17 protein-coding genes are annotated in these 23,860 nt (G+C 69.9%); 6 read left to right on the top strand and 11 right to left on the bottom strand.

What is annotated here, in order from left to right:
- Nucleotides 1–144: 144 nt before the first annotated feature.
- Nucleotides 145–1,170 carry a YlbL family protein gene (locus tag AC5WS7_RS25730; protein WP_495957132.1) on the bottom strand — a complete coding sequence of 342 codons (1,026 nt, stop codon included), beginning with the start codon at nucleotides 1,168–1,170 and terminating at the stop codon, nucleotides 145–147.
- Between the two features lie 50 nt (nucleotides 1,171–1,220).
- Between AC5WS7_RS25730 and AC5WS7_RS25735 the strand changes: the two genes are divergently transcribed.
- Nucleotides 1,221–2,624, top strand: a complete 1,404-nt coding sequence (locus AC5WS7_RS25735) for a zinc-dependent metalloprotease (RefSeq protein ID WP_495957133.1) — start codon at nucleotides 1,221–1,223, stop codon at nucleotides 2,622–2,624.
- A 14-nt stretch (nucleotides 2,625–2,638) separates the two neighbouring features.
- On the opposite strand, the gene AC5WS7_RS25740 is transcribed toward AC5WS7_RS25735, so the two are convergent.
- Complete coding sequence (locus AC5WS7_RS25740; RefSeq protein WP_495957134.1) at nucleotides 2,639–4,084, bottom strand: carboxylesterase/lipase family protein; 1,446 nt, start codon at nucleotides 4,082–4,084, stop codon at nucleotides 2,639–2,641.
- A 988-nt stretch (nucleotides 4,085–5,072) separates the two neighbouring features.
- On the opposite strand from AC5WS7_RS25740, the gene AC5WS7_RS25745 reads away from it, so the two are divergent.
- Nucleotides 5,073–6,155, top strand: coding sequence for a hypothetical protein (locus AC5WS7_RS25745; protein WP_495957135.1), 1,083 nt, complete (start codon nucleotides 5,073–5,075; stop codon nucleotides 6,153–6,155).
- 320 nt (nucleotides 6,156–6,475) lie between these two features.
- Entirely contained in the window at nucleotides 6,476–7,819 is a 1,344-nt protein-coding gene (locus AC5WS7_RS25750) for an ABC1 kinase family protein (RefSeq protein ID WP_495957136.1), read from the top strand.
- Between the two features lie 87 nt (nucleotides 7,820–7,906).
- Here AC5WS7_RS25750 and AC5WS7_RS25755 read toward each other — a convergent pair whose 3' ends face one another.
- The 3 genes from AC5WS7_RS25755 to AC5WS7_RS25765 form a co-directional block, all read right to left on the bottom strand.
- Entirely contained in the window at nucleotides 7,907–8,191 is a 285-nt protein-coding gene (locus AC5WS7_RS25755) for a WhiB family transcriptional regulator (RefSeq protein ID WP_495957137.1), read from the bottom strand.
- Nucleotides 8,192–8,366: 175 nt separating this feature from the next.
- On the bottom strand, nucleotides 8,367–8,687 hold the full coding sequence (locus tag AC5WS7_RS25760) for a hypothetical protein (protein WP_495957138.1): 321 nt from the start codon (nucleotides 8,685–8,687) through the stop codon (nucleotides 8,367–8,369).
- Nucleotides 8,688–8,859: 172 nt separating this feature from the next.
- Nucleotides 8,860–11,013 (bottom strand): ATP-dependent DNA helicase UvrD2, encoded by a 2,154-nt coding sequence (locus AC5WS7_RS25765; RefSeq protein WP_495957192.1) that lies wholly within the window; start codon nucleotides 11,011–11,013, stop codon nucleotides 8,860–8,862.
- Between the two features lie 264 nt (nucleotides 11,014–11,277).
- Here AC5WS7_RS25765 and AC5WS7_RS25770 point away from each other — a divergent pair, with 264 nt between their 5' ends.
- Nucleotides 11,278–12,297 (top strand): DUF4189 domain-containing protein, encoded by a 1,020-nt coding sequence (locus AC5WS7_RS25770; protein ID WP_495957139.1) that lies wholly within the window; start codon nucleotides 11,278–11,280, stop codon nucleotides 12,295–12,297.
- 8 nt (nucleotides 12,298–12,305) lie between these two features.
- Here the strand turns inward: AC5WS7_RS25770 and AC5WS7_RS25775 are convergent, their stop codons facing one another.
- On the bottom strand, nucleotides 12,306–12,758 hold the full coding sequence (locus tag AC5WS7_RS25775) for a MarR family winged helix-turn-helix transcriptional regulator (protein WP_495957140.1): 453 nt from the start codon (nucleotides 12,756–12,758) through the stop codon (nucleotides 12,306–12,308).
- Nucleotides 12,755–13,237: an EVE domain-containing protein gene (locus tag AC5WS7_RS25780; protein ID WP_495957141.1), complete on the bottom strand. Its 483-nt coding sequence runs from the start codon at nucleotides 13,235–13,237 to the stop codon at nucleotides 12,755–12,757. Before AC5WS7_RS25780 ends, AC5WS7_RS25775 begins: the two co-directional genes overlap by 4 nt.
- A 78-nt stretch (nucleotides 13,238–13,315) precedes the next feature.
- Between AC5WS7_RS25780 and AC5WS7_RS25785 the strand changes: the two genes are divergently transcribed.
- Complete coding sequence (locus AC5WS7_RS25785) at nucleotides 13,316–13,567, top strand: mycoredoxin (protein WP_495957142.1); 252 nt, start codon at nucleotides 13,316–13,318, stop codon at nucleotides 13,565–13,567.
- Nucleotides 13,568–13,613: 46 nt separating this feature from the next.
- On the opposite strand, the gene nudC is transcribed toward AC5WS7_RS25785, so the two are convergent.
- Together nudC and AC5WS7_RS25795 are read right to left on the bottom strand one after the other, a co-directional pair.
- Nucleotides 13,614–14,543 carry an NAD(+) diphosphatase gene (nudC, locus tag AC5WS7_RS25790; RefSeq protein ID WP_495957143.1) on the bottom strand — a complete coding sequence of 310 codons (930 nt, stop codon included), beginning with the start codon at nucleotides 14,541–14,543 and terminating at the stop codon, nucleotides 13,614–13,616.
- A gap of 62 nt (nucleotides 14,544–14,605) precedes the next feature.
- Nucleotides 14,606–15,667, bottom strand: coding sequence for a potassium channel family protein (locus AC5WS7_RS25795; protein ID WP_495957144.1), 1,062 nt, complete (start codon nucleotides 15,665–15,667; stop codon nucleotides 14,606–14,608).
- A 97-nt stretch (nucleotides 15,668–15,764) separates the two neighbouring features.
- On the opposite strand from AC5WS7_RS25795, the gene AC5WS7_RS25800 reads away from it, so the two are divergent.
- The gene (locus AC5WS7_RS25800; RefSeq protein ID WP_495957145.1) at nucleotides 15,765–16,154 is read left to right on the top strand and encodes a DoxX family protein; all 390 of its coding nucleotides are present in this window, start codon (nucleotides 15,765–15,767) and stop codon (nucleotides 16,152–16,154) included.
- A 178-nt stretch (nucleotides 16,155–16,332) separates the two neighbouring features.
- On the opposite strand, the gene AC5WS7_RS25805 is transcribed toward AC5WS7_RS25800, so the two are convergent.
- The gene (locus AC5WS7_RS25805) at nucleotides 16,333–20,109 is read right to left on the bottom strand and encodes an ATP-dependent helicase (RefSeq protein WP_495957146.1); all 3,777 of its coding nucleotides are present in this window, start codon (nucleotides 20,107–20,109) and stop codon (nucleotides 16,333–16,335) included.
- Entirely contained in the window at nucleotides 20,106–23,720 is a 3,615-nt protein-coding gene (locus AC5WS7_RS25810) for an ATP-dependent helicase (protein WP_495957193.1), read from the bottom strand. Before AC5WS7_RS25810 ends, AC5WS7_RS25805 begins: the two co-directional genes overlap by 4 nt.
- Nucleotides 23,721–23,860 lie beyond the last annotated feature (140 nt).

Below are 23,860 nucleotides of genomic sequence, written 5' to 3' on the forward strand. Positions count from 1 at the left end.
TTCGCGCCGGAACGCGCGTTGGGGTTGGTGCTGCGGAACCTATCGCTTCGCGGGCGACTCCCAGCGAGACAGAGACGCTTCGCCGCTGGGCACGTCGCGAAGTGGACGCGCCAGGTGGTGGTGGGTTACTGCACTTGGCTGCCCTCACCCGCAGCTCGGGGCCGGCTTTCCCGCGTTGAGGTCGTTGAGGGCTTCGACTGCGGTGGTGAGGGTGTCGACCTTGATCAGTTGCAGGCCCTTCGGGGTGCGCTGCCGGGCCTCGTTGCAGTTGTCGGCGGGGACCAGGAAGGTCTGCGCGCCCGCGTTGTGTGCGGCGATCATCTTGTACTGGATGCCGCCGATCGGGCCGACCTTGCCGTCCGGCTCGATGGTGCCGGTGCCCGCGACGAACTTGCCGCCGTTGAGTTTTCCGGTGCTGAGCTTGTCCACCAGACCGAGGCTGAACATCAGCCCGGCCGACGGGCCACCGATATCGGCCAGATTGAAGTCGACCTGGATCGGCCCCTGGGCGACCTCGCTGGGCGTCACGCCGAGATAACCCTTGGCCGAATCGTCCGGCCGCGCGGCCAATTTCACCTCTACGGTCTGCTCGGCCCCGCCGCGCCGCACCACGATCGGCACCACCGCACCTGGCTTGGCGCCTTGGATCGCACTGATCACATCCGCTGAGGTGGCGACCGGCTTACCACCGATGGTGACGATCCGATCGCCCTTGTTCAGCAGACCTTTCGCCGGGCCGTTGTCGGCGACGCCGCCCACTTCCACCTCGGTCGGATACCTCAGGAAGTGCAGTGCGGCCAGTTCCGCGTTGTCCTCGGAGTTCTTGAAATCCTGCTGATTGGACTTGTCGACTTGATCACGCGGCACGCCCGGGGGATAGACCTCCGCACGCGGCACCAGACCGTAGTTCCCATCGGCCCACAGCCCGAACGCCTCGAAGATATTCAGCCCGTCGCGAACGGACACGGTGGTCATGTTGAGGTTGCCCGACGTCGGATTCACCGCCGCACCACGCACGTCGACGACCTGTTTGCCCTCCACGACGCCCAGCGTGTTGAAGGTGGGACCAGGGCCGAGTGCGACGAAGGGCACCGTCACGGCGCTGCCGACGATACCGAGCACCAGAACGGGTATCAGGGCGGCCAACAGGGTGAGGATCCGACGATTCACCCGGCCCACAGTAGCGGCTCGGCTTCCAGCACCCGCGTAGCCTTGGGGGCATGAGCGACGTGCCCTTCGGATTCTCGAACCGCGATGACGACGACGACCGCAAACGCGGCGACGAGCATGGCGGCGCCGGGGCGAACAACCCGTTCGAATTCGCCATGGGCGGTTCGGGCGCGGCCTTCGATCCGTCGCAGCTCGGACAGATGCTGACCTCGCTCGGTCAGATGTTCTCCAATATGGGTCAGCCCGGCTCGCCGCAGGACGGCCCGGTGAACTACGAGATCGCCAAACGCCTGGCCCGCCAGCAGCTCGGTTCGAGTGTGCCGCCGGTGTCCGCGGGCTCGCAGAGCGCCGTGAACGATGCCGCGCACCTGGCCGAACTGTGGCTCGACGCGGCGACCACATTCCCGGCCGGCGCGACCCGGACCGTGGCCTGGACGGCGAACGACTGGATCGAGCAGACGGTGCCGACCTGGAAGCGGCTGTGCGATCCGGTGGCCGAGCAGGTCTCGGGCATGTGGACCACGACGATGCCCGAGGAGGCACGCGAGTTCGCCGGCCCGATGCTCGGCATGCTGGGGCAGATGGGCGGGCTGGCGTTCGGCTCGCAGCTCGGTCAGGCCCTCGGCCAGCTCGCCGGTGAGGTGCTGACCTCCACCGATATCGGCCTGCCGCTGGGTCCGGACGGCACCGCGGCGCTGCTGCCCGCCGCGATCACCGAGTTCAGCAAGGGGCTGGAGCGTCCCGAGAGCGAGATCCTGGTCTATCTGGCCGCCCGTGAGGCCGCCCATCAGCGGTTGTTCGCGCATGTGCCGTGGCTGCGCCAGCAGGTGCTCGGCGCGGTCGAGGACTACGCACGCGGTATCCGGATGGACTTCTCGGCCATCGAGGAGGCCGCGCAGGACATCGATCCGATGATGCTGGCCGATCCGTCCAAACTCGAAGAGCTGCTGTCGCAGGGGACGTTCGAGCCGCAGACCACGCCGGAGCAGAAGGCCGCGCTCGAGCGGCTGGAGACGATGCTCGCGCTGATCGAGGGCTGGGTTCAGGTGGTCGTCGCCGACGCGGTCGGTGATCGGCTGCCCGGTGCGGGCGCGCTGGCCGAAACGCTGCGCCGCCGCCGCGCGACCGGCGGACCGGCCGAACAGACCTTCGCCACGCTGGTCGGCCTGGAGCTGCGCCCGCGCAAGCTGCGCGAGGCGGCCGAACTGTGGCGCCGGTTGACCACCGACGCCGGGATGCAGCCCCGCGACGCGGTCTGGGCCCACCCGGATCTGCTGCCCGGCTCCACCGACCTGGACAATCCGGCAGCTTTCATCGACGGCGTGATCGGCGGTGGCACAGGCGAATTCGACGATCCGCTGGCGCAGCTCGCCGAGACCGAGGCGCGTGAACGGCAGGAGCGCGAGGGTGGGCCGGACAAGCCCGGGTCCGGAGCGGACGGCACCGGCAAGTAGCCGGCTCGACGAGTTCAGCGGGTCCACACCGGCCGTTGCGCGGCGAACGGGTCCGCCGCCACGTACGACGCGTCGTTCCAGATCCGCACCTGCCGGGTGGCCGGGTCGTAGCGCGGCCACTTCGGTCCCGGATCGCCGTCGCGCACGAACGCCACCCAGGCCGAATGCATTTCGGAGGCCAGGGCCTGCGGCGGATTGTCGCCCTCGACGTCGGTGACGCCCTTCGCGTCCAGCAGGTCGAAGGCGAACGGAATGTCCAGGCAGTGCGCGGCCATTCCGCGATAGCCGCCGGAAGCCGTTGACATGCGGTCGAATTCGTACAGCCAGGTCGGGCGTCCGCGTCGGGCGTGCTCCTCCGCGAGCCGGTAGGACGGAGCGCGGATGGCCAGATCGCTGGCGATCTGGCCGACCAGGTGCGCGGCGGTGCAGCCGGGATAGGCTGCGCGATAAGCCTTTTCGGCGATCGCATCGATGTTCATCCGCGCCAGGGCGGCGGGGGCGGTCGCATCGGTCACCTTCGCCGAGCCCATGGTGAACTCGTCCCGGGTGAATCCGATCAGCAGCGGGATATCGGCACTGTGCCCCGAAACCAGCAGTTGCGCGGAGGATTCCGGGATGAGCGTGCCATCCGCGACCGGAGCGAGGTGCAGCACAGCGGGATCGGCGGTGCCGGGCCCCGGTTTGGGCACCATGTTCTGGAGCTTGTGCAGGCGCTCGGGGGACAGATCCCGCAGTGCCGCAACGGTTGCGGGCACCCCGGTCCGTTTCGTGAACACCTCGGCGCCCGCCTCGGCGGCGGCACGGTCGTGCGGCTGGGCGACCACGCCGGACTGGCAGATTCCGGCCCGGAACAGCGAGCGCGCGGACGGTGCGGCCATGAGCGCCCACACCGCGCCGCCGCCCGCGGACTGCCCGGCCACGGTCACCCGGGCCGGATCGCCGCCGAAGGCCGCGATATTGTCCCGGACCCAGGTCAGTCCGGCGATCCAGTCGAGTACCGCACGGTTGTCGGGTGCGCCGTCCAGGTGCAGGAAGCCCTCGACGCCCAGCCGATAGCCGAGCGAGACCAGCACCACGCCGTCGCGGTTGAACGCCGCACCGTCGTACCACGGGCTGGCCGGGGAGCCGCCGACGAATCCGCCGCCGTGAATCCATACCAGCACAGGCAATTTCGCGTTCGGCGACGGGTCGGGCGTGAAGACGTTCAGGTTCAGGTAATCCGTGCCGGCGATACTCGGCTCCGGAATCGTGGTCACCGCCGCGACCGGGTGCAGCTGCGCCGTGGGCCCGTACGCGGTGCAGTCCCGGACCTCGGTCCACGGCGCGGGCGGGACCGGCGCGGCGAACCGCAGCTCGCCCACCGGCGGCCGGGCGTACGGAATCCCCAGGAAGGCGAATCCGGTCGGCCGGCGGGCCCCGCGCACCGGTCCGAGTGCGGTGCGAACGGTATCGTGCGGCATCGACTCAGAATGCCCGGCCGAACAAGCACCCGCCAACGCCAGGGCTCCCGCCCCGAGAATCAGCGATCGGCGAGTGAGTCGGTCCGCGGGCACGGCGATCGAGCCTAGCGCGGCCACCGCCCGCAACGTCCCACCGGAACCGGATCGGCGACCGATCGTCCCCGCCGCCGCTACTGTGACGCGACTCACTCGATGGGCCGGGACATGCGCGGAGCACCGAACCATGCCGACACGCGGCCGCCGACCCCGGAATGGACTGCGTACTCAGCGTGCGGCTGCCGGCCCCGGAGCGCCACTGCCGGGCTCACAGCGCGAGCCAGAACCGGAGGGCCACTGCCGTACTCGGAGAACGCCCACCAGAACCGGAGCGCGGCGCACTCACCTCACGCGGTCGCGCGCTGAGCGCGGCCGCATGAGGTGTGTGCGGTCGGCCGGCACAGTGTGCCGCTGCGGGACGCAATGGTCGTCTACTCGACTCGGAGTGCACACGGCTCCGCGCGTGGGTCCCCGCATCAATCATCCGGCGGTACGCCGGGATCGGCTGGCACAGGACGCTGCGGCGAGACGCAATTGATCACCTGGCCGACACCGAGTGCACACGGCTACGCGTGGGTTCCCGCATCAATCATCCGGCGGTACGCCGGGATCGGCTGGCACAGGACGCTGCGGCGAGACGCAATTGATCACCTGGCCGACGCGGAGTGCGAACGGGCTTTCGCGCGTCACGTTTTCCCGCATCGGGCATCGGGTGCGCGACGGGGCGAATCGAATCGGTCGAAGGCGTCATTTCGGGGTGCGCAAGGGGGTGGTGAAAAAGTTTGGGGTCCTGGGGATATCGCACGTGACCGAGGTGCGATAGGACAGGGGTGAGCGGGGTGGGGACACGGGGTCGTCCTGGGTGGATGTCCTGTGGATCAGTGCTCGATTCTGTGGATAACCAGGGGTTTCGGCGATCTCGGCGCAGAGCCGTGCCGGGACACTGGTGCGCATGAACGTCTTTCGCCCACGCGGGCCGATGCTGCATCCGCGAGTGACGGTGCTGCGCCGGCCGTCGGGGACGGTGCAGTTGGGCTGGGATCCGGAGCATGCCGTGGTGCTCGAGCCGCCGGATGTCGCCGCCGATACCGTCGCGGAGTTCCTGCGCTTGCTGGACGGGCTGCGCAGTCATCCGCACATCGTCTGGCAGGCCGACGGTTTGGGGATCGGCGCGGACGAAACCCTCCGGATGCTGGCCGAACTCGATGCAGCCGGGTTGCTCGTGCACCCGCGATCGCTGCCCGCGCGGGTGCACCGGATCCATGTGCACGGCCGCGGGCCGCTGTCCGAGGCCGTCGCCACCGGCGTGCGTCGCCTGGGTCTGCGCCCCACCCGTTCGCGCGAATATCCCACGGCCACGGCGGCATCGAGCTGGCCCGCCGACGTCGTGGTGCTCGCGGACACGCTCGTCCCCGATCCGATTCTGGTGAACGACCTTGTGCTGTACCGGATTCCACATCTGCAGGTGCGCATGCGCGACGGTCGCGGCATCGTCGGCCCGCTGGTGCTGCCCGGCGGCACCAGCTGTCTGCGTTGCGCGGACCTCACTCGGCGCGATCTCGACCCGGAATGGCCGCATTTGGCAGCCCAATTGCTGGGCCGGATCGGCCACGGTTCGGCCGCCGCCATCACCGCGACCACCGCACTGGTGCTACGCGATCTGGAGGCGGTGGTCGACTGCGCGGCCGAACGCCCGCCCCGAACCCTGGACACGACACTGGAATTGGACCCCGACACCCATCACATCGCCCGCCGCCAGTGGCCGATCCACCCGGCCTGCGGCTGCCGCCTGCTCCGCGCACCGGCCTGCCCGCCACCGAACTGCCCTGTCCCGGCCCCTCCCCCGCCTCGGCCTCGCAGCACCGGCTCGGGTCGCAGCACCGATACCCACGCCAACTCCAGCCGCGAAATCCCTGCGGCCGGCGACGAACGAACGCCGCGTGACCGGACGCTCGCCGACCGCCGCACCGCGGCGCGGCCGCCACGCGCCGACGCCTGTTCGCGGGCCCGCGACGACCGAAGCGGCCCGAGATGAGCGCATCGAATCCAGCGCCCGGCCCGCACTGCGCGCGCGGCCGGGCGGCATCCGGCCGCATGCTCGCGCGATGTGTGATCGCGCACAGCCGGGACCGCCAACCTGCCGCCGACGAAATACCGCTGCTCGCAGCGACTCGGCTGCGTCACGTGATCGATCCTGCCCGTCGACGGCGGATTCGCGGCCGGCGGACCGGACCGTTACCGCGAACGCGGGACGGTTGCCGCACCGGTTTGCCGAGCACTGTGACACATGCCACGTACAGGCCTTTTACCCAATTCTCATGGCACGGCGCGTGCCGAGTCGGGAATGATGGGGTTGTGTCTGAGATTGTGAGCCGCCGCTCGTCCCGTAATGCCAAGCTGGCCCGGATTCCGCTGGGAATCGCGGGCCGGGCTGCCGTGGGATTCGGTCGCAAGCTGGCCGGGGGCGACAAGCAGGAGATCAACGCGGAGCTGAATCAGAAGGCCGCCGAACAGCTGTTCTCCGTCCTGGGCGAACTCAAGGGCGGGGCAATGAAGTTCGGACAGGCGCTGTCGGTGATGGAGGCCGCGGTGCCCGAGGAGTTCGGCGAGCACTACCGCGACGCGCTCACCCGGCTGCAGGCCGCCGCGCCCCCGATGCCCGCCAATGCCGTCCATCGCATGCTCGACCAGCAACTCGGCACCGCATGGCGGCAGCGTTTCAAGGAATTCGACGACACTCCGGCGGCCTCGGCGAGTATCGGACAGGTGCACAAGGCGGTCTGGTCCGACGGCCGGGTCGTCGCGGTCAAGGTGCAGTATCCCGGCGCCGACGAAGCCCTGCGCGCGGATCTGAAAACGCTCAACCGGATGGCCGGAATGATGGGTTCGGTCATCCCCGGCGCGGATGTGAAACCGATCCTCGCCGAAATCACCGAGCGCACCGAGGAAGAACTCGACTACCGGCACGAGGCCGCGAATCAACGCCAGTTCGCCAAGGCCTTCGACGGCCACCCGCGTTTCCGGGTGCCCAAGGTGGTGGCCAGCGCGCCGAAGGTGATCGTCACCGAATGGCTCGATGCCACACCGGTTTCCGCGATCATCAAGCGCGGCGCCGAGGATCCGGCGGGCACTGTCGCGGAGCGCAACGCCGTCGGCGCGCTGATGGGCGAATTCCATTTCTCCTCCCCCGCGATCGTCGGCCTGCTGCACGCCGATCCGCATCCGGGCAACTTCATGATGCTGCCGGACGGCCGGCTGTCCGTGATCGACTACGGCGCGTGCGCACCGCTGCCCAACGGTTTCCCGCCGTTGCTGGGGCAGATGGTGGCCATGGCGGTGGACGAGCGCTTCGACGAGCTGACCGCGCTGATGTACGACAACGGCTGGGTCATTCCGGGCCGCACGGTGACTCATCAGGAGATCGCCGACTATCTGCGGCCGTTCACCGATCCGATCCAGGCCGAATCGTTCCACTTCACGCGCAAGTGGATGCAGCGCGTCGCGGGCAAGGCCACCGACATCAACCGGCCGGAGATGAAAACCGGTATGGCCCTGCAACTTCCGGCCGAACATCTGATGGTGTTCCGGGTGCTGGCCGGATCCATCGGCATCTGCGCGCAACTCGACGCGGAGATCCCGTTCATGAAGCTGATGCAGGACTGGGTGCCCGGTTACGTCGAACACCGTTCCGCCAGTTGATAATTCAATCAATGGACAGATAAGGGCGAGCCCCGCATCTCCGGTCGAGATGCGGGGCTCGGTGCCGTCCCCCGGAAGTCGTCCGGCTCACGCCAGAGCGACCTTGCGCGGGCGGCCACGGGGCCGCTTGCGGGCGATCACGACGCCTTGGTCGAAGATCTCGCCGCCCCAGACCCCCCAGGGCTCACCACGATCCAGGGCAGCGCTCAGGCAGCCCTTACGGATCGGGCAGGAAGCGCACAGCGCCTTCGCCTCCTCCAGTTGCGCGGGGCTCTCGGCGAACCAGAGATCGGGGTTGCCGACCCGGCAAGGCAGGCTCAGGGAGACTCCCCGAGTGCGGGCAGCCGGGGCCACGGGTGTACGGCATGTCACGCGAAATGCGGTCGCGGTGGACACGTCTTGCTCCTTCAGCTCGTGCAGCGGTCATATGTTGTGGAAGCAACTGCGTTGTCTTCCGCGAAACCGGGGCCGTGGCTGAGGGCCGGTAAAACAATGGCCACGGTTTCGCTCGGTGCGATCCGTGGCCAGGAGGCTGGGGAGAGTTTCCCTACCTGAGTCGACTTCGGTGTCGACTCCTGATCACGGTCGCTGGGTGGGCCTGGCGGAGGTGGAATGCCTGCAGCAGATAGGCCGCCACGGGTGCGGCATCGACTGCGTAGGCACCGGCATTGGTGAATGCCGGGCGCCAGCTCCGCTCGAGCTTGTCCGTTTCGATTTCACGCTGCGGCGCTTGCAATTCGGCACCGAAAACGCTTGCAACGGAATGCCCGGTCCCCTGCATGGCGAGGACCCCCCGGGAGACGGACGCACCGGGAATCACCGACACGGCAATGCCGATCGGGGCGAAGTCGTTCGCGATTCCGTTCATTTCGTCTGCCTCCCTCCATAACTCGTTGTCCGTCGATGTACTGTGCGCGCGGGAAGTATCCTCCCGTTGCGTAGAACCCACCCTACGGGCGCGTTACATACCCGCACAACCCATTTTCTACCTGCAGTTTCAGGGGCTTGCAGCGGCGCGCGGAACGTGGTTTCGTCGGCGGTTACCGCGCTGCCATCCGGGAGCGCACGATCGCCAGCAACTCCGGGCCGAACTGCTCCCGGCGCAGTTGCCCCATACCGGGCACCGCGGCCAGGGCGTCGTCGGTCGTCGGCCACTGCTCCGCGATCGCGGTCAGGATATTGACGCTGAGCACCGCGAACGGCTTGATCTCCAGCTCTTCGGCCTTGTCCCGGCGCCAATCCTGGAGCGCGGCCAGCAGCGCCGGATCGACCTCGCCCGGACACCCCGCACATCGTCCGAGCAACGTGTCGCGGGAGGCGAGCAGGGAGCGGCCGCATACTCGGCAGACCGGCAGCCGCTTGCCGCGCTCGCCACGGGGATCCGCGCGGCGAGCTACCAGGGAGGCCGGGGAATCCTCGGGGACCAGGCCGTTCAGGAAGCGGCTGCGCCGCCGGGAGCCGCGCGCGCCCTCGCTGCGGGCCAGCGCCCAGGTCAACCGCAGATACTCCCGGGCCCGGGTGACGCCCACGTAGAGCAACCGGCGCTCCTCCTCGAGCGCCGCCTCATCGGCGACCGTGCCGCCCTCGCCCAGCACGTGCGAGATCGGCAACGTGCCATCGGCCAGGCCGACCAGGAAAACCGCATCCCATTCCAGTCCCTTGGCCGCGTGCAGCGAGGCCAGGGTGACGCCCTGCACGGTCGGTGGATGGCGGGCCTCGGCGCGAGCGGCGAGTTCGCGCAGCAGCCCCGCCAGGGCCAGTTCCGGATCGGCCGCGGTGAGTTCCTCGGTGAGGCGGACCAGCGCGTTCAACGAGGCCCAGCGTTCCCGGGCCTGCGCACCGCTGGGCTCGATGGCGGTCAGGCCCAGACGGGCCAGGGCCGCGCGCACCAGAGTGACCAGTTCCGGCCCGCGCGCGTCCGGCAAGTCCTCGCGAGATGCGTTCTGGCGCAACGCTTGTACGGCTTGGCGAACCTCCGTACGCTGGAAGAAGCCCGCGCCCCCGCGCACCTGATACGGAATGCCCGCCTCGGTCAAGGCCTGCTCATAGGCCTCGGACTGGGCGTTGATCCGGTACAGCACGGCGATCTCCGCGGCCGGCACGCCCTTGCCCAGCAGTCGCGCGATGGCCTTGGCGACGCCGATCGCTTCCGCTGCCTCGTGCTCGTATTCGCCGAAGGTCGGTTCCGGGCCGTCGGGCCGCTGGCCGATCAGCTGTAGCCGGGTGCCCGCGATCCGGCCGTGGGCCGCACCGATCACCCGGTTCGCCAGCGCCACGACCTGCGGAGTCGACCGGTAGTCGCGTTCGAGCCGGACCACCGTCGCGTCCGGGAAGCGGCGGGAGAAATCGAGCAGATATCCCGGACTGGCGCCGGTGAAGGAATAGATGGTCTGATTCGCGTCGCCGACGACGGTCAGATCGTCGCGGCCGCCCAGCCAGGCATCCAGCACCCGCTGCTGCAACGGCGTGACGTCCTGATATTCGTCGACGACGAAACATCGGTAGCGTCCGCGGAACTCCTCGGCAACGGCCGGGTAGTCCTCGAGCGCGGCCGCGGTGTGCAGCAGCAGATCGTCGAAGTCCAGCAGCATGCCCTCGGGCGCGGTCTTGAGCGATTCGTAGCCGGTGTACACCTCGGCGACCCGCTGCGGGTCGTACGGCGTCTCGCGCCGATGCCGCGCCGCGGCGGCGGCATAGTCCTCGGGAGCGATCAAAGATGCTTTGGCCCACTCGATTTCACCGAGCAGATCGCGCACGCTCTCGGTCGCGGTGGACAGGCCCGCCCGGTTCGCCGCCTGCGCGACGATCGGGAACTTGCTGTCCACCAGCCGCCACGGCACCTCGCCGACGACCTGTGGCCAGAAATAGCGCAGCTGACGCAGGGCCGCGGCGTGAAAGGTGCGGGCCTGCACGGTATTCGACGCACCGCCCAGTCCCAGCGACCGCAAGCGCCCGCGCAGCTCACCGGCCGCGCGCGCGGTGAAGGTGACCGCGAGCACCTGATCGGCCCGCACGTGACCGGCCGAGACCAGATGGGCGATGCGATGGGTGATGGTTCGGGTCTTGCCGGTGCCCGCACCCGCCAGCACACATACCGGCCCGCGGGGCGCCCGGACGGCGGCGGCCTGCTCGGGGTCGAGTCCGTCGAGCGGGCCTGCGGGCGGGGCGGGTGGAGCGGGCACGGGCTCCATCATGACAGCGCGGTCCGACAGATTCGCCGGGTGCCCGGCGGCCCGGTCGCCCAAGTCGCGCACCCGGCGAAATCTTCGGTAGAAAATGTGGTGACATGCCGATTTCGCCGGTGGCACACTGAATTCCTGGAGCGGACGACCATCAGCCCGGCGTGCGCTACAGTGACGAGCCGATGTGGCTCGAGAGTACAGACGGGGGTGTGCGGCGGTGATTCCGAATGCAGCACGGCACCTTTCGTCCACGAATGACACCAAGGCGGTCGACCGGTGAGTTATCCCCCGCAATCACCCCAGCCGGACGGCGAGGCGGCCAAACCGACCATCCACTATTCGGGACCGCCGGATCAGACGCCGGGAGGGGCGTACCCGCCCGCCGGGCAGTCCGCACCGGACAATCCGACCCAGCAGCTCAACCAGTCCGCACCGGACAATCCCACCCAGCAACCCGGCCAGTCCGCACCGGGCATCCCGTACCCCGCCGACCAGGCCACGCAGATGTTCGCGGGTCAGCAACAACCGCCCTACACCGCGCAACCGCAGCCCTATATCCCGGAACAGCCGTACGGCGCGCCCGCCCAGCCCTATACGGGTGACCAGGGGTATCCGCAGGCTCAGTATCCGGGCGGCCAGGGGTACCCGCAGGGCCAGTACCCGAGCGGGCAAGCGTATCCGCAGTACAACCCCGAACAGCAGTACCCGCCGACCCAGGGCTATCCGCCGGGGCAGATTCCGCCCGGTCAGATCCCGCCCTACGGCACCGGCGGCGCGCCCGGTTCGGGCGGCGGCGGAGGCACCAATATTCCGCTGGTCATCGCCGCGGTCGTGATCGCGCTGATCGTCGTCGGCGTCGGCGGGTATTTCCTGCTCCGGCCGCATCACAGCGATAACAACGTCGCGACCGGCACCTCCACCACGACGGAGTCGACGACGACGACCGAGACGACCACCACCGCGCCCGAGACCACGACGACCGTCCCCGCCCCCGCGGACGAGTGGATCGCCGCTACCTACAACGCCGACACCCATCAGGTCTCGTGGGCCAAGAGTTCGGTCGGCTCCGACGACGCCAGCTCGCGCGCCAACTCCCAGTGCGGAACCAACTGCCAACCGGCGACCTGGGCGAAGAACGGCTGCGTCGCGATCGCCGTCGGCGAGCGCGACGGCTGGGCGGGGTCCTGGGGCGCGACCGCATCGGAGGCCGAATCCAAGGCCATCTCCTCGGCGCAGACGAACTTCAAGGTCAGCGGGCCGTTCCACACCTGGTCCAAGTGCGCAAGCGACAGCTGACCCAACGGCTAGCGATCGCGTAAGCGCCGCAGGTCGCGGGCGAAACCGGCGGCGTCGGCCCCGAGCGGGCCGAAGAATTCCCGGTCGCAGGCTTCCACGGCGGTGATGGCCCGGTTCACCAGCGTCACGCCCGCCTCGGTGGGGATCAGTGCCTTGGCGCGGCGGTCGCTGGGGTGATCGCGGCGCTCGAGCAGTTTCTTGTGTTCGAGGGTGCGCAGCACCTGGGAGGTCATCATCGGATCGGCGGCCGCGTGATCGGCCAGCTCCCGCTGCGTGACCGGCTCGCCGGCGGCGGCGCCGGCGAGCCAGGTGACCGCCGCGAGCAGCACGAACTGCACATGGGTGAGATCGAAGGGGGCCAGCGCCGCGCGCTGGGCGGCCTGCCAGCGATTGGTCACCTGCCACAGCAGCAGCCCGGGGCTGTCGTCGGCGCGGGCGAATTCGGTGTGCAGTGCGTTCACGCGGCGGCCATTGCCCGCGAGATCACCTCGAAGTCGTGCGCGCTGAGCTGGACCAGCCCGCGCCGGAGCACCACACCCCAGTTGGGTGCGCTGGTCAACTCGAGTTCCCCGCGCAACGTGTCGATCGGCACCTCCCGGACGCCGGTGTCGTAACTCACCGCGCGCCGCCACGGCCGGAAGCAACCGTCCTGATCCCCGGCCTGCCAGACCGGGCGATCGTCGATCACGCCGAGCGCGGTGAAGGCCTTGACCACCGCGCCTTCGCGCATCCCGGTGCGCGGCGAGTAGTAGACCAGGCCGTCGCCGGGCCGCATCCGTTCGACCGGCGCGCGTTTACCGTGATTGGCCTGTGCCACACGGAATTCCACGGCCCGGCGGACGTGGTCACGAGAGACCACCGCCAGCCAGTATCTGGTCGTTTCCACCGGATCGGGCGTGAGCTGCCACTGTGTTCGGTCCGCCCGAGTCGCTTGCGTCATGAATATAGTATGCGCGCTTACTATATTCCCCCGCAACCCCGCGGGAACACCTCCGATCCGCACGATGTTGAATGAGCCGTGACTGGAACCGATCTGACCATGTACTCCACGACCTGGTGCGGCTACTGCCGCCGGCTCGAGAAGCAACTCGACGAGGCGGGCATCACCTACACCAAGGTCGATATCGAGCAGGACCCCGAGGCGGCCGAGTTCGTCGGCAGCGTCAACAACGGCAACCACGTGGTGCCGACCGTCAAGTACCGCGACGGATCCACCGCCACCAACCCCAGCCTGGTCCAGGTCAAGCAGGCTCTGGCGGCGATCGCCTGATCACCCCGCGCGACCGGCCGGTGCACCGGCCGGTCCCATTCTCGAATCAGACTGCGGCAGCCCAGGATTCGACGATGGTGCGGGCGATGGAGATCGAGCCGGGCAGCAGCAGGCGATGCTGTTCCGCGTCGCCGGCGGTCGTCCCGGTCACCGATCCCCAGGCTCCCGCGGCCAGCGCGGCCCGCACCTCGTCCCGGGTGAACCAGTGCGCCTCGGTGATCTCGCCGTCGGAGAAGACCAGCGGCTGCTCCGGATCGCCGATCGCGGCGAAACCGAGCATCAGCGAACGCGGCAGCGGCCACGGCTGGCTGCCCAGATAACGGATATCGCGGACGTCGAGGCCGACCTCCTCGTGCAGCTCACGCTGCACACACCGTTCCAGCGACTCCCCCGCCTCCACGAATCCGGCCAGGATCGAGAACATCCGGTCCGGCCAGGTGTGCTGCCGAGCCAGCAGCACCCGGTCGCCGCCGTCGTGAACGAGGCAGATCACGGCCGGATCGATCCGCGGGAACTCCTCGTGCCCGGCCTCGGTGAAGCGCGACCAGCCGCCCTTGGCCGGAGTGGTCGCGGTGCCGTCGACCGCACTGAAACCGGCACGGTCGTGCCAGTTCAGCAGCGCCAGGGCGGTGGTGAGCACGCCGAGGGTGGCGTTGTCGAGTGTCACCGGCCCCATACCGACCGCGCGCAGGTCCATCAGCTGTCCGTCGATGTCGTTGTCGCGCACCGCCCAGATGTGGTCGCCGTCGACACCCAGGAACACCGCCTCCGGGACCGGTTCGGCCGCCAGTGAAGTCGCCGGTTCCAGCACCACCGTGGCCCCGTCGACGCGGACCTGTCCGCGCCGGTTCATGCGCAGCAGGCGCGCGGTGCCCCAGCCCTGTTTCAGCGCCTGCTCGTCCGAACGCAGCTCCTCGGCGCGGTCGAGCCCGGAACGGGACAGCAGCGGAACTTCATTCAATTCGAAACCAGCCACCCGTCGAGACTATCCGCCGGAAATGACGAGCCCGGAGGCGGCAGCGAACAGCTCGGCGACCGCTACTTGTGCGCGCGGTGGATGTACAGCAGTTTGTCGCCGGCCTCGAGCGCGTCCACCTCCGGCTCGTCGGCGCGGATGAGCCGATCCTCGCGCACCACACCGAGCACGGTGTCCCGCAGATGACGTGGTGAACCGCCGACCTCTTCCGCCTCGACCTCGCGTTCGGCGACCGTGAAACCCACCTCCGGGGTCAGCAGATCCTCGATCATGTCGACCACGCTCGGGGTGATCGTGGCGACGCCGAGCAGACGCCCCGCCGTCTCCGAGGACACCACGACCGAATCCGCGCCGGACTGCCGCAGCAGGTGCGCGTTCTCCGACTCGCGGATCGAGGCGATGATCTTGCCCGTCTTGTTGAGTTCGCGGGCGGTGAGCGTGACCAGGACCGAGGTATCGTCACGATTGGCGGCGACCACCACCGCGGACGCGTGCTGAACTCCGGCCAGCCGCAACACATCCGAGCGCGTGGCCGACCCGGCGACCGTTACCAGCCCCGCGTTCGAGGCGGCTTCGAGCGCCGCCGGGTCGACGTCGACGACCACGATCTGCCCGGCGGGAACCCCGTCCCCGAGGATCGCGTCCACCGCGGTGCGGCCCTTGGTCCCATATCCGACGACCACGGTGTGATTGCGCACCCTGTGCCTCCATCGCTGAATCTTGAACGCCTGCCGGGATCGTTCGGTCAGAACCTGCAGGGTGGTGCCGACCAGCACGATCAGAAAGAGGATGCGCAGCGGCGTGATGACGATCGTATTGATCAGCCGCGCGTTCGCGGTATAGGGCGTGATGTCGCCGTAGCCCGTGGTCGACAGCGACACCGTCGAGTAGTACGCCGCGTCCAGCAGGGACAGCCGGGTGCCGCGACTGTCGTGATAACCGTCACGGCCGAGATAGACCACCGCGGTCGCGATCACCAGCAGACTCAACGCCAGCAACACCCGTCGCACCAGCGCGGACGAGGGGCTGGACTGCAGTTCCGGGATACGCAGAATACCTACGAGCTTGTAATCGGGCCGGTCGTTCAGCCGCGGCAACCCAGGCGTGGACTGCTCACCGAACATCTGATTCACCGTCCCCTCGCGCGCGCCACACGCACCGCAGCGTACCGCCCGGAGACCCGCTCGACGGGACCGGCGCACAGATGGAACAGTGGTTCACATGAACGAGCAATCCCCAGCGCGGCCCGGCCGCCTGTATCTGCTGACGGCGCTGCTGTTCGGTGTGGGCACACTGCATTTCGTCGTACCCGGCCCGTTCGACTCGATCGTGCCCGGCGCACTGCCCGGTAAGGCCCGCACGTACACCTATCTGTCGGGTGTCGCCGAGCTGCTGGTCGGTCTGGCCCTGGCCCTGCCGCGCACCCGCCGCCTGGGCGGGCTGCTCGCGGCCGCGTTGTTCGTCGCGGTGTTCCCGGCCAACGTCAAGTTCACCGCCGACTCACTGGGCAACCCGAAGGCGCCGCTGCTGCTCAAGATCGTCTCGGTGCTCCGCCTGCCGATGCAGGTTCCGATGGTGACCACGGCCCTGAAGATCAGCCGCACCGCCTGAGCGGGCACGCCGCCGAGCATGCGCGGCGACGCGGTCGGCTCGCTCCGGACGGCCGGCCTCGCCGGGCAACTTTCGGCGCGACGCGGCCGCGGACCCGTCCGGACTCGAATCCGTCGATGCAGCGCGGAACAGCTTGCCGCGCAAGGTCAATGCGCGCCGGGTACGGCACCCGGGCGGGTCAATCCACGGTACCGTCCTCGTCGAACGTTCCGGCCAGCGGCGTGGCGGTGATCAGGGCGGCGAGTTCGTCGGGGCCGGGGAGGTCCGGCGGGGCGATGGTTCGGCCCGTGCGGACGTAATGGAATGCGGCGCTGATTCTTTCGAGCATCTCGGCTTCGGTGGCACCGGTGCGGGCCGCCATCAGGCGGGCCCAGGCCAGCCGGTAGACCGCCAGCTGCATCGCCACCGACTGCTCCTGCGCGCGAGTCGGTTCCGCGCCGGTCTTCCAGTCCACCACCAGCCAGCGACCGCCGGGTTCGGAGAAGACCGCGTCCATCCGGCCCCGGATGAGCGTTCCCGCAACCGATGTCTCGAAGGCCACCTCGACCTCGACCGGATTGCGGTTGGCCCACGACGATGACAGGAACGCCTCCTGTAGCCGGGTGAGTTCGGCGTCGGCCTCGTCCGGATCCTCCGCGCCGGACAGCACGTCCAGGTCCAGCAGTTGACCGGCCCCGAACCATCGTTGCAACCAGGCGTGGAAGGCGGTGCCCCGGCGCGCGAACGGGCTGGGCGGATACGGCAGCGGACGCCGCAGCCGCGCGGCCAGTTTCGCCGGATCGGCACGCAGCTCGACCAGCGATGTGGCGGGCAGCTGTGCGGGCAGTTCCACCTCGCTGATCGGGTCGGCGGCGGCGAAATACTCGGCGAGCAAAGCGTCCACGTCGGCGGACCAGCCTTCGGGGTCCTCGTCGGGGTCGTCCGCGTCGGCGAAATCCGCATCGCCGGTGTGGAATTCGGGCGATTCCGGTTCCTCCGGAAGGACATCCGGGTCAGCGAAGAGCGCCAATTGCCGTGCAGCACCGCCGGATTCGGGGACGGCGTCGGCACCGGCCGCGACCGCTGCAGGTCCGGCGCCGGATCCGCGCACATCCTCGTCGGCGCTTGCCGAGATCCGGGTACCAGCCGTCACATCTCCGGAATCCGATCGTCCGCCGGGCGATCCGGCAACGCCGCCCTTGCCGGTCGAGAGGTCACGCGGGCCCGCGGCGGTGCGGTGATCCACGATCGTCGCTGCGGTGAACTCCCCTTCGGGTGGCAGGTCGGCGAGCGCGGCGCGCACCAGCGCCGCGCCGGATTCCAGGGCGGGGCGGCGTTTGCCGAGGGGGTCGCGGGGCCAGGTCGCGCTGGGTGGGTCGTCGGTGAACGGGTTGGCCGCGTCGGGCGGCGGGGCCTGGTCCCAGCGGTCGACGCGGACCGCGGTGGCCAGATCGCTGCCGGGAACCTCGGTGGCGTGCTTCAGCTCGAGCATGAAGTCCGAGGGCCCCTTCGGCGTGGAACCGGTCTCGGCCCAGTGGTGCGCCGAAACGAACAGGGCGCGTTCGGTTCTGGTGAGCGCGACGTAGAACAGCCGGCGTTCCTCGTCGGTCCGGCGACGAGCCAGCGCGTCCTTGTGCTCCTTGATGGCGCGTTCCAGTTCCGCCCGGTCGTACAGGCCGGACAGATCCAGGACCGGCACGCCGTCGCGGGCGTCCTCGCGCTGCCGGTCACCGCGCAGCGAGGTGGGCAGTTCGGCGAGCGCGCCGAGCCAGGTTCCGGCCGCGGCGCCCGAGGGGAAGACCGAGCGCACGACGTGCGGAACGGCCACCACCTCCCACTCCAGCCCCTTGGCGGCGTGCACGGTCAGCACCTGCACCCGGTCGCGGGCGACCTCGACTTCGCCGGGCTCCAAACCGTTCTCGACCTCCTCGGCCGCGGCGAGAAAGGTCAGCAGGCCGGTGAGGTTCGCTCGGTGATCGCCGGCATAGCCCGCGACGACCTCGGCGAAGGCATCCAGATGTTCGCGCCCCGCACCGCCGCCCGCCGCCGCGCGACGCGCCTGGGTCTCCACGCCGACCCCGATCGTGCGCTCCACATCGGCGACCAGTTCGGGCAGCGATTGACCAGCGCGCTCGCGCAGGGCGGCCAGCTCCTGCCCCAATGCCTCGATCCGCCGGTATCCGGACTCCGAATAATGTTCCGGCGCACCGGGATCGGCGATCGCGTCGGCCAGCCCGGCACGTTCGGCGGGTTCGGGTGCGACGGTGTGCAATGCCTCGGCCAGGGCCGCGGAATCGGTGATCGCGGCGGCCTGTTCCGGCGGGCGGGTGATGGACAGCTCGCGGGCGCGACGTGCCAGTGCGGCCAGATCGGTGACTCCGATCCGCCAGCGGGCCCCGGTCAGAATGCGCATGGCCGCACTTCCGGCCGCGGGATCGGCGATCAGCCGGAGTGTCGCGACCACATCGGCGACCTCGGGCGTGGCCAGCAATCCGCCCAGGCCCACGATCTCCACCGGCAATCCGCGCTCGCGCAACGCTTCCGCCAGCCCGGGCGCGTCGGCGTTGCGGCGCACCAGCACCGCCGAGGTCGGCGGTGCGGCACCGGCGTCGGCGTGGGCCTGCCATTCCGCGGCGATCCGCTCGGCGATCCATTCCCGTTCGCCGGCAATGGTTTCGGTGAGCGCGAGGGCCACCGCACCAGGGGCCGCGCCGGGTCTGGGTCGCAACGCGTCGACGTTCACCCCGCCCTCGGTGTGCCGGAGCGGTTCGGCGACCAGATTCGCCAGGTCCAACGCCTCGGGCGGATTGCGCCAGCTGGTCAGCAGCGGCAGGATCGGCGCGGGAACGCCTGGCGCACTGGGGAAATCGGTCGCGAACCGAGGCAGATTCGCCGCCGACGCGCCACGCCAGCCGTAGATGGACTGCATCGGATCGCCCACCGCGGTCACGGCCAGCCGCCGCTTCGTCTCCGATTGATCCGAATCATGCTCAGCGCCAACGGTGTTCGTATCCGACGCGGTGGGCGCACCGGCCGCGTCGGGATCTCCGAACAGCGCGGCGAGCAGAATGCGCTGCGCGTGACCGGTGTCCTGGTACTCGTCGAGCAGCACGACACCGAGCCGGCCGCGTTCGGCCGCGCCGACCTCCGGATGTTCGGCGGCCAGGCGGGCGGCCAGCGACATCTGGGAACCGAAATCCAATGCGCCCCTGCGCCGCAACTCCTCGGCCAGGCGTCGCACCAGCGGCAGCAGGGCCACGCGTTCGGTCTGCACGGCGATGATGTTCTGCAGGTCCTGGCTCGGCCCGCCGCGCTGTCGCGGCCCCTTCGGCAGGGTGTAGACCAGCTTCTCCAGTTCGGTGTGCGCCTGCACGAGTTGCTCGGGCTCCACCAGATGTTCGGCCAGTTGCCCGGCGAGCGCGAGCACGGCCTCGGTGACCGAGACGGGGGTGCGCTGCGTTTCCAGATCCCCGTCCCAGGTGGTGACCACCCGGTGGGCCAGCTGCCAGAGCTGAGTCTCGGTCAGCAATGTCGCGGACGGCTCGACCGGCAGCAGCAGTCCGTACTCGCCCAGCAGGCGTCCCGCATACGAGTGATAGGTGCTGATCTCCGGTTCCGACCCGGTCAGCAGGCCGCGCAACCGTCCGGTCGGATCGATCTCGCGCAGCAGCGGCGATCCGGCCAGCCGCGCGAGCCGGGTGCGGATGCGCGTGGTCAACTGCTGCGCGGCCTTACGGGTGAAGGTCAGGCCGAGAACGGCGTCGGGGACCACCAGACCGTTGGCGACCATCCACACCACGCGCGCGGCCATCGTCTCGGTCTTACCGGCGCCCGCGCCCGCGACCACCAGCGTCGGGCCGGGCGGCGCGGAGATCACCGCGGCCTGCTCGTCGGTCGGCGGCGGCAGCCCGAGCGCGTCGGCCAGCTGCCACGGCGTGACGCCGCGACGACCGGTGCGCTCGCCGGGACCGCTCACTCCTCGGTCACCTGGCGCCCCGCATCCTGAACCGGGCAGCTGCCCGCGACCGTGCAGTGCCGGCAGCCGTCGTTGCGGACGGCCAGATAGCCGGGACCGCGCGTGGCCGCCGCGGCATCGTGAATGGTGTTGCGCCACTGCTGGATCGACTCGTCGTCCAGCGCGGTCTGCAGCCGCTGCGCGGCGCCCTCCTTGGCGCTGGGTTTGGCGACGTACACCAGGCGCGCGCCGCCGGGCTGCGGATCGGCGCCGGAGTCGTCCAGCGCGCCCGCGGCGGCCGCCACCTGGTAGGTCGCCAGCTGGGCGTGGTCCTGTGCGGCCTGTTTGGAGATGGGCGTCTTACCGGTCTTCACGTCGACGATCACGAAGCGCCCCAACGCGTCCCGCTCCACCCGGTCCACCCGGCCGCGGATGCGCACCGGATATTCGTCGGCGGTGCGGGCGGGCAGCACGCAGTCCACGGGCACCTCCACCCCCAGCTGCGTGAGCTCGGCGCGGGTGTTGCGCAGCCACTCCAGGAAGGTGTCCAGCATGCTCTCGGTGCGGCGCAGATCCAGGCGGGAATGCCAGCTGTGCGGGCCGTCCTCGCCGGAACTCGGATCCACCGCCTTCCAGGCCCGCACCAGCGCCGCCTTGACCTCGGTCTCGGTGACCTGTCCGGCCAGCGCCTGCACCAGGGTGTGCACCAGATTCCCCTTCACCGCATAGGGATTCTCCCCGTCGTTGCCGCCGTGCCGTTCCAGTGCCCAGCGCAGCGGGCAGGTCTTCAGCAGTTCCACGGTGGACGGGGACAACGCGACCGGGCCCTCGTCCTGACCCCACAGCGGCAGTTGGGAACTGAGTTCGGCGGTGCCGTACCAGTCGTCGGGGTGTGCGCCGCGAACCCGGGCGCGGGCCAGCCGGGCGAGCTGACGCGCGGCACGGTCGCGACGCTGCGAGGTGTCCTCGGGATCGCAGGCCACCGTGCGCAATTCGGCGATCAGCGCCTGCATGACCAGGGCCCGCCCGGGATCCACCGGCGGCGGGATGCGGCCCGGCTCACCGGATGCGGCGTCCGCGTCGAGTTCGGCCAGGAAACGCGACGGCACCAGATCGCGGTCGCCAGTGACGGATTCGACGGCCGTCACCAGCAGCGAGCGACGCGCCCGGCTGCACGCGAGCAGCAACAGCCGCCGCTCCTCGGCCAGGATCGGCGCGGACCTGCTGAGCTGCTCTCCCGGAAAACCCACTCCGGCAAGCAGATCCACCAGATCCTCGACGCCGAGCAGGGTTCCGCGCGGACGCAGATTCGGCCAGATCCCCTCCTGCACACCGGCGACGGCGACCACATCCCATTCCCGGCCCGCGGCGGCGTGCGCGCTGATGATCGCGACCGCGCCGCCGGGATCGGTGAGCGGCGCCGAATCCTGCGGAATCTCCTGCTGCTCGAGGTATTCGACGAACCCCTCGACGGTCGCGCGGGGCAGCCGATCCACATAGGCCGCGGCGGCGTCGAACAATCCCACCGCGGCGTCCAGATCACGATCGGCCTGCAGCGCTCCCGCGCCGCCGCGCTCGGACTGCCCGACCCAGCGGCGCTCCAGACGCGAGGCCGTCCACAGCGCCCACAGCACGTCCTCGAGCCCCGCGCCGCGCCGCAATGCCTTGTCCGCCCGGCGCACCGCGGCCAGCACTCGCCGCAGTGGCGCGGATTCCACCTCGGTCAGTCGCTCCAGGATCGAAGCGTCTCCGGTCCCGACGATCAGATCCCGCAGCACCTGCGCCGAGGACCGATCCAGCTCCGCGAAACGGTCGGAATCCAATTGCCCGGCCGGATCGCCGTCTCCCGCGACGGCAGCGGAATCCGGTTCGCCCGGGGCTTGCGAATCCGCGGGCTCCAGCCGCCGATCGGCGGCCCAGGGATCGGACGGGTCGTCGCGACGGGCGCGCTCGAGGATGGTGCGGCGCACGCCGCGGCGCAAGCGGCGCAGGCTGATCTGGTCGGCTCCGCCCAGGGGCCCGGTGAGCAGATCGAGCGCGTCGTCCTCGGTGAACAGATCGGAACGGTCCCGGGTCTCGGCGAGCAGGGCACGCAAGGCCAGCAGCATCCATCCGGCCCCACGTCGGCGAGCCAGTGGCACATCCGGTTTCGGTTGCTGCACGGGGACTCCCGCGGCAAGTAGCGCACGCCGCAGCGGAGCCAGCGACAACGGCACCGACCGCACCACGACCGCCATCCGCGACCAGGGCACCCCATCGGTCAGATGTGCGCGCCGCAGGTGGTCGGCGATCAGCGCCGCCTCCTTCGCCGGAGTCGTCAGAACCCGGACAGCGAAATTCGCGTCGTCGTGGCCGGCGGCCACGGGGCCCGGCTGCGCGGTGCCGAACCCGGTATCCGGGGCACCGGCCTGCCCATCCTCCGAGCCCTCGCAACCAGCCGCCTCCCCGGCCCGCTGCCCGAATTCCGCGGTACCAAAAGGCTTCTCGGCGTCCGGCACTCGGACGGGCGCATCGGGACGCCGGGCGGCCGCGCCCGGTATGCGGCTGCGGATCCGAGCGACCGCGGCGTCGATGACCGGGGCGGCCCTGTGGTTGTCCCGCAACAGGATTCGACGCTCCGGCCGGGCCTGGAGATCGGTGAGGAACTGCGGGTCCGCACCGCGGAACGTATAGACGGCCTGATCCGGATCTCCGGCCACGACGGTCGTCGCACCACCACCCCCGACGACACGAATCAATTGCGCCGCAAGCGGATCCAGGTGCTGAGCATCGTCCACGAGCAGGCAGCGGATGCGGGCTCGCTCGGCGTCGAGCAGCCGGGGTTCCATCGCGAGCGCATCCAGGGCCGCGCCGACCAGTTCCGCGGCGTCCAGGGCGGGCGCGCTCGCCTCGGGGGCCTCGACGCCGACCGACCAGCGCAGTAGCATGGCCTGCTCATATCGTTCGGCGAAACGTCCGGCGGCCTCCCATTCGGGGCGATCGTGCAGGCGGCCCAGATCGATCAGATCCTCGGGGCCCAGGCCGCGTTCGGTGGCGCGCAACATCAAATCGCGGAGCTGCTCGGCGAAACCGAGGGTGCCCAGCGCCGGATGCAGCCGCTGCGGCCACAGATCCATCGCACCGCCGTACGGGCCGCCGGGCCCGGCCTGGATGTCCGCCAGTTCACCGCGCAACATCTCGCGCAGTACGACGTCCTGTTCGACGCCGGTCAGCAGGCGGGGCGGCGGATTGCCGTTCGCCTCGGCCTGCATGCGCACGACCGCGAAGGCGTAGGAGTGCACCGTGCGCACCAACGGCTCGCGGGTCGCACCCGGCACGCCGCCGACGACCTCGTCGGCGGCGGCCGAGACCTGCCGGGTGATGGCGTTGCGCACGCGCAGCGCGGCCTGTTTCGAATGGGTCAGCAGCAGGATCGATTCCGGGTCCGCACCCGCGGCGATCCGATCGGCGGCGAGATCGATCAGCAGCGAGGTCTTACCCGTGCCCGGCCCGCCCAGGACCTGCCAGGGCCGCCAGCCCGGATCGGCCCCCGCACCCCGGGCGAACAGCATCCGGACGTCGGCGCCCCATTCCCGCGGACGGGGAGCCGTCTCGCCGCGGCGCACCAATCGCACCGGGCTATCCGATCGCATCACGACCGCTATTTCAACAGACGAGGCCGACAGAAATTATTTCGCCACAGCAAATCGCCAGGTCGCAAGCAGGTGTATCCGTCCTGTGATCGGTCCTGCGAGTTCGCGCGAACCCGTGCCCGGCCCGAATTCGCGCGACC

The sequence above is a fragment of the Nocardia sp. PLKS1-43 genome, assembly GCF_059510335.1.